This window comes from Mangrovibacter phragmitis, assembly GCF_001655675.1.
Taxonomy (GTDB): Bacteria; Pseudomonadota; Gammaproteobacteria; order Enterobacterales; family Enterobacteriaceae; genus Mangrovibacter; species Mangrovibacter phragmitis.
The window spans coordinates 418,597-428,946 of sequence record NZ_LYRP01000033.1 but is presented as its reverse complement, the minus strand read 5'-3'; the positions used below and the strand labels follow the sequence as shown (position 1 = coordinate 428,946).

Sequence of the window (10,350 nt, the reverse complement as noted above, 5' to 3'; positions counted from 1 at the left end):
GCCAGCTCCGCCACACAGTCCTCTTCCATATAACAGCGGATAAACTCCCAGTAGCGGGAGAGCTCATCCCGGGTGCCCACATGGCCAAAACTGAAGGTGTTCAGCACGGTGTCGTTATCTTCCGCCAGAATGTGCCCGACAATGCATTCATTTAACCGTTGCCGGTTGGTGGTGAAATAAATCTTATTCCAGGGAACGGTGATTATCTCGCCACTGACCTGAAAGATATGGACCTGCCGGGTTTTACGGTTAAAACGAACCGGGTAATGGGTATAACGGAACCATTCTTTTAACAGAATCCGCCCAAATAAAAGCAGGACAACAATAAAACCAACCGAGAATAAAATAATTCCGTAAGCACCACCTTGATAATCATCATGTAATATAGCAATAAGAAAAAAATCGATCACAAGTAATGCTACCGATAGAATAAAAGACATTATAACTCCAGTAATAACCCCCTTAGTTGAATAAAACTTATCAGTCACTTCCAGATAAGTGGTATTTATCCGAATTACCGTTTCAAAATCCAGCACCGCAGCCTCACCCGGGCAGTGTCTTTTCTGCCCCTGAATAAAGCGTCGTTTTTTCTCTTCCGCCGTTAATGGCCGGTTTAATTTAAATGGGATATAAAGCCCGGTGGTATGCATCAGCCCCATGTGTTACTGTCTCCTGTAGTGCCAGACATGGTAACGTTCATGGCCCTGTTATGAGCCATTTTATCCCTTATTTTCTGGTTGGCATCTTTCAGATACTGGTTTTTGGCATCGTAAACAGCACGGGGTTCGTTGGCCAGTACCGTGCGCCAGCGGCCAGGCCCATTATGCTCTGCTCCCACATTCACCGGGTCACCCGGCTCTGGCCGGCAGGCCATTTCCACCTCTGCTGACCACTGCGGGCGCCTGCTGGTCTGCGTGCCTATATACCTCGACACACTTTCCACCAGTGACAACGGCAACAGCAGCAGGGTGGGCAGCCATTCCAGCCGGGATTCCACCTGCAGCAGCATCTGTAAACCTGTGATGTACCCTTCCCTGCCATACTCCACCGGCGGGCAGTACAGCACTGTGGCAGCCAGCTCCGCCACACAGTCCTCTTCCATATAGCAGCGGATAAACTCCCAGTAGCGGGAGAGCTCATCCCGGGTGCCCACATGGCCAAAACTGAAGGTGTTCAGCACGGTGTCGTTATCTTCCGCCAGAATATGCCCGACAATGCATTCATTTAACCGTTGCCGGTTAGTGGTGAAATAAATCTTATTCCAGGGAACGGTGATTATCTCGCCACTGACCTGAAAGATATGGACCTGCCGGGTTTTACGGTTAAAACGAACCGGGTAATGGGTATAACGGAACCATTCTTTTAACAGAATACGGATCAAAAAATAAAAGCAGATACCAAATGCGACAAAATAAAAGATAAACCCAAGAATACTACCATTATTAAAAATAACAATCTTAGTTATAACAGAAAGAAAAAAAACAATCATGATACAGAACCCCATGATAAATGCGGTAATCATCCCTCGTGTAGAGTGAAACTTATCAATCACCTCGAGGTAAGTGGTATTTATCCGAATTACCGTTTCAAAATCCAGTACTGCAGCTTCCCCCGGACAGCGTCTTCTTCGTCCCTGAACAAAGCGCCGTTTTTTCTCTTCTGCCGTTAATGGCCGGTTCACTTTAAACGGAAAAAATAACCCTATATCATGTGAAATTCCCATTCCTATTAGCTCCCTTTAATTAATTTTTCCAATGCTGCCATTTCCATTTCCATGGTTGGCCAAATCTCCGGCACGTTACTCTCACTCTCGGGGATTTTTCGCCACCAGCAGGCGGATAACCATTTTTGAATATCATCTTTATTCTGAAGTGAAATATAAATTGAAGAACCAATCAGAACACCGAGAGCAATAGTTATTCCAACTGGACCAAGAGCAAACTGACTAAATAAAGCAGATACTACTAATGACCCACCACCTATTACTGATATACCATATGCTATAGCCAGATTTATATTTCCCCTTTTAAATTCACTCACACCATGATAAAAATCCCAAAATACTGTTATGAAACTAAATGCCGAGCAAATACGTATAATAAAGCGTAACGAGCTGGCTAGTTTGATTAATCCAACACGCCCAAAATGAAGCCGCACCAATGGTGTCAGGCGCAATGCCTTAAAATTGAAAATTATCCGTTCCGCCATATCTAACAGAGCACCACCAGCACCAACAACATCGGCAACAAATTTTGTGGCTTTCTCTTTACCCGCTAATTGCCCTTTCATCAGTTCGCTGGCGGTAAAACTAACGGCACTAACCTGTAAAACCACTGCCAGTGCGCTCCCGGCAAAAGGCAGTATCTGTGCGCCATCATGCGCAAAATTACGCCGCAGGTTTCTTTTTGCCAGAGCCAGTTTGTTTTTCCAGTGAGGTGGGTACAGTGTATTGCGTATTTCATCTGCAGACTGTAATGGCACTGGCCGGGAACTGGCAGCTACTGTGCCTCCCTGAAGGTGTTTGAGCTCGGTTATATCAACCAGTACCAGTGTTTTTTGCTGATGAACCCCTTCTGTAGCCAACCCGTTTACTGTCATTCTGCGTACTTCAATATCGACATACTGACGCATCATATGCGCTGGTATCCTGAAGTCAGGATCAACCATTTCGCCTGTTTGCCTGATAACCGCGTGAATAAAATGCCTTCGTTGACCTGTACTGGTTACCGTTTTCAGCCCCATACCGCAAGATGCAGCCAGAGAGACCAGACATGGGAGTATTTTATCTGCTGCCCGGCTCAACATTCCCGTCAACACGCCACTAACCGTGTTGAGATACCCTTCCAGTGCCAACTGAACCCGGCCAATTGACTGGTCCGTAATGCTGGTATAAAGAATAATCAGTTTATCCCAGGGAACATTACTGTAATCTTTATTCGCGTGGGTAATATTGATGACCAGCTCTGACCAGGCAGCATTATTCATGACTGCGGCCCGTAGCAGAATATTGCTGTCGCTCAACGTAGTTTCAGATAACTGATTTTGCACCCATGAGGCCACCATTGGTTTATCCTGCATAGCCTGCAGGCAATCCATCATGGTCTGGGTAAATAATGCGCCACTATTAATGTCTGTTGAATCGAAATTACCATTAAGATAATTCAGCAACCCAGGCCCTTTTAACCAGGCAAGATACATCGAGACCATGGGTGAAATAATTTGTTCATCATAAGATGACAATGCAGCATTATACGTTTCTAAAAATGCCTGCTCTTTTTCGCGGTCAATATATTTTTCATATTCTCCCCACCACATTGCTACCTGATACTGGAGTGACTGATTGTTATGGTGATAAAGCGCACTATGCTGTGCCCCGGCCATTGTGGGTAGCATACTCCCGGCTTTTACGGCAGGGCCATTAAGCGCGAGTTGCTCCATATTTTCTCCGAGCGTTAACTGGTCTCGCTCAAACTGATTAGTCAGTGCGTCTTTCAGACCACTTAAAGATGCAGACAGTGCCAGACCACGTGAGTATTCCGGGTTATGAGTAAACTGAGTCTCAAGCCGGTAACTGGCAAGCGAGGAAATGTCCTGAATGACTGCAACGGGATCTTGCAGAACAACAACGCAACCTTTTCCCTGATACAGAGCTTCTGCGGCATCCAGTATATATTGCCCAGCCAAAGGCCGCATTTGCCTGACTTCGGCAACAGACCATTTTTTGTGGCCAGAGGCATGTATTTTTGAGCTGTACTCCGCAACAGAAGAGACCAGACGGGTGATGGAAAATGTTTGTTCCGCCTTTCCTGCGGACAACCACTCCTCCATATCAAAGCGCTGCATCACCCGGCGGCGAAAGTCAGCATCTTCGTGCTTTTTACGTGTGGCTGCTGTCCATTCCACTTCAGACCAGCCAAACCAGAACACTCCATTTTTCATCCCAACCGGTTTTACAGGGAGTGTTATTAACGAAGCAGTCGCCAGTTCTTGTGGTTGCGTAATACAGGGCTCTCTTGCACCAGTAATGATATCTTCCGGAACACTTCCATCCTCAGGCAGGGGATAATAGTACCCCTCACCTGTAACATAATAATTTATCCAGCGGCCACCTGATTCATGCCATATATTAAGAAAACCTTCCCGCATGAGTCTTAATGTATATGCAGTATCGCCCTGCGCCTGTATGGGAATAAAAATATTTTCAGGCAAATGTGGCAATGCGTCATTTTTCTCCATAACAGCAGGACGTACAGGTAATACAGGCAGGCCATAGCGAATACAGAATTTACATCCCTGACGAACTATTTCCATTCATTCCCTCCTGGCATTTAATTATCCATTTATAGATCATTAATAAATAGCTTTATATGGCATTATTCATTTCCATCAATACTCTAATTACAGAATCAACTTAGCATGCTTGACAATATGTTGTTTCAGGCACATCAAAAGAGTTCAATTTTATGCCGACGTGAATCTTCACAGGTCATTTCCTGCCAGTGGTTATCATCCCAGAGATGGGTTTCATCCCGATAGCACCCAGGGGAACGCCGGACCTGCTCCAAAAATGTGACCATTTTGGGTGCTTTCCAGAACCCCTCTGGTTGCACCAGCCCATGAGAGGCAAAAGCAATACAATCTTCCTGGTCTGACAACCCGCACATTTCTGCCTGCTCCAGAAGTGCATTGATTTTACAGCTGGTTTGTTGGCACCCGTCAATGTCACCCGCGGATGTCATGTTTTTAAGAACAAGATTTATTTGCCCAATACGCCGTAATTGTTCCAATGGAAATACCATATTATCGCGACATACAGGCTCTGTATCCTGAGTAAATTCAAGAGTACGCCAGTTCCCGTCATGCCAGAAAGTCCAGAAAGGTATCCCTCTGGCTGATAACTGATTAAATAGTTGCGCAGGCTTCAACATCCAGTGAAGATGAAATAACACACGCGGATCGTAATAACGCAGAATATATCCCCGCTGTTGTTTATCTTTAAAATGCAACGCACCAATCAATGCGCTGCGTATTTCTGCAACCGTTAAGCTGCCCGATAACAGAAGCGTACACTCACGCGGAATATGCGTGGACATAAACGCCCACCACTCTTCAGGTGAGAATTGGTGTAATGGTATCAACCAAGGGTAAATATGCGCCTGAGGTGCCAGTACTGGCGATATGAGTTCAGTATACTGCCAGTGTTCGGGTAATTCCGGAACGTTCATACGATCAATCACAGCATACTGGTGCATTCCCAATGGGCGATGTTTCTCTAAATATTGAATAGCCATGGTTACCCCTGGCGCAAAGATATTAACGACTCACCCTGGCCAGCAGCTGCAGAAGCAACAGATTCACAGGCAGTAAATTTTGTGCAAGGAGCGCTCTGTGTGGCAGGAGCCATATAATCAAAATCAGCGCTTTTTACTTTAAAGCCCCCGGAAGTACCGCTCGTAATCTCCCCAGGCTCAAGGGTGATAAAAGACCCCCCGCATTGTAATGTGATTTTTTTCTTCGCTGAGATTAAGATTTCATCATCACTGCTTGTAACAGTAAGCGCGTTACGGGCAGTGATCTCCATAGCACCGGTTTGCGCCTGTAGCTGTACCTTCCCGGCAGCAGCAACCAGTTTCATTCCCAGTTCATGGGCAAAAACGACTATTGCTTTTTTTGCCACCATGGCGATACGCTGCATCGCTGTAATTTCAGTATTCTCTCCAGCACTGATTACCTGATTCTGGTTGGCACTTGACTGAATATGCGATGGTGTTGAAAAAGCGATGCCGCCAGGTGCGCCAACAACTATTGAAGGCTGTTGCAAACTGTCCACATTCCGTTCAACAAACCTTGTATGAGCATCATAATTCAACGGATCAATATCCGCCTGTTGCAAAATAACTGATAGTGCATGTATTTCAGACAACGCTTCTGACAGCTGGCTGCGAATCTCTGCCATTTCCAGTTGCTGCGACATCGCTTTCGGCTGTGCCTGTGACGTCAGCAGCAGGCCTTTTCCTCCACGAACGGCTACCCAGTCATCAGTGCGTAATTCAATTCCCTCACCGCGCTGCTGTTTCTCGCTATCCACCAGGTGGCCCAGGTTTAACTGGCTTTTGCCACCGTATTCAGTGGAGATTTTGATATGCTCCTGGCCGCGGTTATCCTCCAGGCGAATTTTATTGTTCGCCGGAGTGCGTAGCACATTTCGGCGATAATTACGGATGGTGACCAGATCCGGGTGTACTGAGTCATGCAGCACACCGGCAATATAGGGGCGGTCGGGGTTACCATCTTCAAACCCTATTGCCACCTCGGTTCCTGCCAGTAAAGGTAAGTGCAGGCCGAAGGTATCACCACCATAAGGCCGGGACTGACGTAGCCACATACTTTCCGAGCCCCGTTCCCAGTCATCCCGGTCAAACAACATGTTGACCCGATAACGCCCGAACTTATCAATATGCCCGTAAGGATCGTTTTTCGTTGTACTGGTCACCCTGGCGGGTAACGTCCCGGCCATTATTGGCCGACACCCCCGTGGTGGGCGAAAACTGTAATCAGGATTAGTCGGTATCGCGCCAAAACGCACTACCAGGCTTTTGTCTCGCCGTGCCTGGCTTATGACGGAAGTAATCGCCACACCTCGGGCGAAGGCTTCCGTCACCTCATGGCCGCCCGTTACCTTCAGTACCTGCCCCGGGCACAGCGTGGCACAACTGGACATCCCGGAAAGCGTTGCCAGCCCGTTCAGGTAGCGTTCATGGCGCATTCGGGCGTAGAACACCCCATTCTCAGGTGGAGGGTTGTGATCATAAATACTACCGGGAACGCGGTAGTTGTCGGCATAGTGGTACGCTTCACCATAAGTGCCCTGGTCATCACGGGCAACATCCACCCGAATATCCATATCCTCTTCAGCTTCCCGGTAGTTGTAATCCCGCAGGCTGACCGCTTTTTCCACCACCTGGTACCGGCTCTCAAGCCCCCATACGGACTCTTCCCCCCGGTCAAGTTGCCCGGAAACCGGAACCGAAGGGAGTACAGGGCCTGTTTCGTAACCCTGTCGGCTGTCGTAGAACTCCGCAACATCAATTCTCAGGCGCGTGTCGGTGGTGAAGCGAAACCAGATCCCCACCTCGCCGAGCAAGCGGGTAATAAACTGCAGATCATCCTCGTTGTACTGCATGACCTGTTCACGGCGTGGGTAAGTTTTGGTCAGTGAAAAGAGAAAATCCTGCCCACGCATTTTATGGCGCTCACGCAGGATTTTCTCCACGATTTGCGGAACTGACATATCCTGGTAAATCGCGTTATGACGAGTCCGGCAAAGCAGCGCCAGGCGGGGTTGCAACGTCACCGCATAGTGTGTTTCGTCTTTAGATGTGCTCAGGCGTTCAAACCCGGTGACCACGCCCTGAATGACTCGCACTGGCTGGCGAACTTTAATGCTGAACCCCTGGTCTGTTGGAGCCTGCAGCGTCAGTGATGCTGCTTTCATCAGCATGCTTTCCCGGCCAATGCCGTGGTCAGTACTGGTAAACTCAATGCGGTAACTGAATGGCTCACTCAGCGCTTCGCGGCCTTCAAAAGCCAGGACATCTGGCTGTGACTGGCAATCTTTAATCTTCAGTAAATGGTGGCTGTGGCTGAACAGCACCCGGGAAGGATTGCTGCTCATTGCACGCCTCCGCAGTCAGGGTTATCAATATCGCCAGCAGGCGCGCCAAATACCAGAGTGACACCTTCAGTTTCATGCCACCCCAGCGCCAGGCTCCGGGGCAGTTGTTTCTCCGCAAGGTAAGCCAGCAACTGCTGGCTCAGTACCGGCAAAATTTGCTGGTTAAGCAGGCTGTCGATATTGCGCGCACCGGTATCAGGTAACAGACAGGCACTGGTTAATGCGTCATACAGGCTGTTTTCTATTTGTGTTTTCAGCCCATAATGGCGCTGCAAACGCTGGTTTACCTGTGCCAGTTTCATCTCGACAATAGCGCGCATAGCAACAGGTGATAACGGGCGATAAACTACTGTCTGGAAACGCGCCAACAGCGCAGGCTGGAAATGGTCACGCAACAATGGACGCAGTAATTCATGTAAATCGCCATCTGTGGCTTGAGGCTGGTCATCGTGCATTTGCATCAGCAAGTCGCCACCCAGATTAGATGTCATCAATATCACTGTATTGCGGAAGTCTATTTCACGGCCTTCCCCATCACGCATAAAGCCACGGTCAAAAACCTGATAGAACAGGTTCATCACGTCCTTATGCGCCTTTTCGACTTCATCCAGCAACACCACACTGTACGGGCGTTTACGCACCGCTTCAGTCAGAACGCCACCCTGCCCGTACCCTACATAACCTGGTGGTGAGCCTTTTAACTGAGAAACCGTATGGGGTTCCTGGTATTCAGATAAGTTAATGGTAATCAGTGAGTTCTCACCACCATACAACGCGCTGGCCAGCGCCAGTGCGGTTTCCGTTTTACCGGTACCACTCGGGCCAACCAAAAGAAATACGCCCTGAGGACCATTTTCAGAGGTCAACCCGGTTTTTGCGGCCCGCAAGCGCTGGGCCAGGGCATTCAACGCAGCCTCCTGGCCAACCACTCGCTTGCCGATTTCATGCTCCAGGCTTAACAACTCAGTTTGCTCGTCTTTCATCAACGAAGAGAGCGGAACGCCAGTCCAGTCTGCAATAACATTTGCTACTGTACGGGGCTCAACATCCGGGTAAACCAGCGCCTGTTCCTGTTGAATCTGGCGCAATTGTTTAAGCAAAGAGGCCCTCTGTGCAGAGCCGGATGTATCACCTTTGCAAGCCAGAATTTGTTCAATCACAGCCTGTTCTTTACCGTATTGCGCTTCCAGTTCATCCAGCGCCACCACCAGGCTAATTTCTTCCTGTTCGAGCGCGGAAATACGCCCATCAGCCACGTCTCCTCCCGCATCGATATCAGCCTGAAGAGCCTGGCGCTCCATTTCCAGCGCAGTAATGCGCGAACGGTAGCCGGTTATAACCTCTGGTAACGTATCAAGGCTCATACGAACACGGGCAGCCGCGGTATCCAGCAAATCAACCGCTTTATCCGGCAACTGGCGTCCAGTCAGGTAGCGGCGTGATAAAGCCACCGCTGTACGCACCGCATCATCTGTAATATGAACACCATGATGTTGCACATAACGAGGCTTAAGACCTCTGAGCATCAGGCAGGCAGTGTCATCATCCGGTTCATCAACTTTCACCATTTGGAAACGGCGCTCCAGCGCGGCGTCGCGTTCAAAATATTGTTTATATTCGCTCCAGGTTGTGGCTGCGATAGTGCGCAATTCACCACGAGCCAGCGCGGGTTTGAGCAAATTAGCAGCGTCTGCACCACCAGCCTGGTTCCCGGCTCCAATAATGGTGTGAGCTTCATCGATAAACAGCAGTACGGGTTCAGATGATTGTTGTACCGCATCAATAATATTTTTCAGCCGCTGTTCAAATTCCCCTTTCACACCGGCTCCGGCCTGTAACAGGCCAAGATCAAGGGTGCGCAGGGTGACTGGCTTCAGGGATTCGGGGACATTCCCTTGTGCAATACGCAGAGCCAGCCCTTCCACTAACGCTGTTTTTCCGACACCCGGCTCGCCGACCAAAATAGGGTTGTTTTTACGTCGCCTCGAAAGAATATCTATCATCTGGCGAATTTCAGTATCACGCCCAAATACCGGGTCGATATCCCCTTTGCGGGCTTTGGCTGTCACGTCAACGGTAAATTTATCCAGCGTATTCTGTAATACGCTGTTCAGTGTTGCCGCATTGTCTGGCTGGCTTTCCGGGCGGCCCGCCAGGGTGGCATTATCAAGCAGTGAATGGGCAAGTTCGTCATTCTGCTGAGCTTCAAGCCGCTCGTCAGATTGTGTGTCAAGGAGTGACCGCAGGCGCTCTAACTGAATTTGCCTCAAAGTCAGCAACGGCCACAAACCATCACACGATACCAGGCGAGGTTTGTTAACCAGAGCCATCAGCAAGTGAACACTGCGAATCTGCTCTTCGCCAGCCAGTGATGCCCGTAACCAGGCTTCCTGTAACAACGCCAGAGTTTCATCCGATAATCGTGGCCGGTGATGAATCTGGCGAGGTAACGCATCCAGCCAGTTCATCAGGTCCTGCCACAGCGCATCCATATCCCATTCGTAACGGCGTCCCAATACCGTCAGGTCACCCTCGCCTTGTTCAAATAGCTTTAATAGCCAGTGCTCTGGGTGAATTTTCGCGTGAGCCCGGGTTTGGCACAGAGAGGCAGCACTTTCCAGTGCACGGGCACAGTAAGGGTTTAGACGACGCAACAGGTTCGCTGAATTTTCCAT

The 10,350-nt window shown here is 49.0% G+C and carries 6 protein-coding genes; all 6 read right to left on the bottom strand.

Going from position 1 to position 10,350, the window contains the following annotated elements:
* Positions 1-440, bottom strand: a 440-nt coding sequence (locus A9B99_RS17575; protein ID WP_331710064.1) for a DUF6708 domain-containing protein, incomplete at its 3' end; no start/stop codon positions are given.
* Positions 441-649: 209 nt separating this feature from the next.
* Complete coding sequence (locus tag A9B99_RS17570; RefSeq protein ID WP_064599724.1) at positions 650-1,723, bottom strand: DUF6708 domain-containing protein; 1,074 nt, start codon at positions 1,721-1,723, stop codon at positions 650-652.
* A 5-nt stretch (positions 1,724-1,728) separates the two neighbouring features.
* Positions 1,729-4,311, bottom strand: coding sequence for a T6SS effector BTH_I2691 family protein (locus tag A9B99_RS17565; protein WP_064599723.1), 2,583 nt, complete (start codon positions 4,309-4,311; stop codon positions 1,729-1,731).
* A gap of 134 nt (positions 4,312-4,445) precedes the next feature.
* The gene (locus tag A9B99_RS17560) at positions 4,446-5,291 is read right to left on the bottom strand and encodes a DUF4123 domain-containing protein (RefSeq protein WP_064599721.1); all 846 of its coding nucleotides are present in this window, start codon (positions 5,289-5,291) and stop codon (positions 4,446-4,448) included.
* Between the two features lie 2 nt (positions 5,292-5,293).
* Positions 5,294-7,675: a type VI secretion system Vgr family protein gene (locus A9B99_RS17555; RefSeq protein WP_064599719.1), complete on the bottom strand. Its 2,382-nt coding sequence runs from the start codon at positions 7,673-7,675 to the stop codon at positions 5,294-5,296.
* Positions 7,672-10,350 carry a type VI secretion system ATPase TssH gene (gene tssH, locus A9B99_RS17550; RefSeq protein WP_064599717.1) on the bottom strand — a complete coding sequence of 893 codons (2,679 nt, stop codon included), beginning with the start codon at positions 10,348-10,350 and terminating at the stop codon, positions 7,672-7,674. Before tssH ends, A9B99_RS17555 begins: the two co-directional genes overlap by 4 nt.

Excerpts from the sequence above, each read along its gene's own strand:
- A9B99_RS17570 (WP_064599724.1), bottom strand. The coding sequence starts at position 1,723 with ATGGGAATTTCACATGATATAGGGTTATTTTTTCCGTTTAAAGTGAAC.
- A9B99_RS17565 (WP_064599723.1), bottom strand. The coding sequence starts at position 4,311 with ATGGAAATAGTTCGTCAGGGATGTAAATTCTGTATTCGCTATGGCCTG.
- A9B99_RS17560 (WP_064599721.1), bottom strand. The coding sequence starts at position 5,291 with ATGGCTATTCAATATTTAGAGAAACATCGCCCATTGGGAATGCACCAG.
- A9B99_RS17555 (WP_064599719.1), bottom strand. The coding sequence starts at position 7,675 with ATGAGCAGCAATCCTTCCCGGGTGCTGTTCAGCCACAGCCACCATTTA.
- tssH (WP_064599717.1), bottom strand. The coding sequence starts at position 10,350 with ATGGAAAATTCAGCGAACCTGTTGCGTCGTCTAAACCCTTACTGTGCC.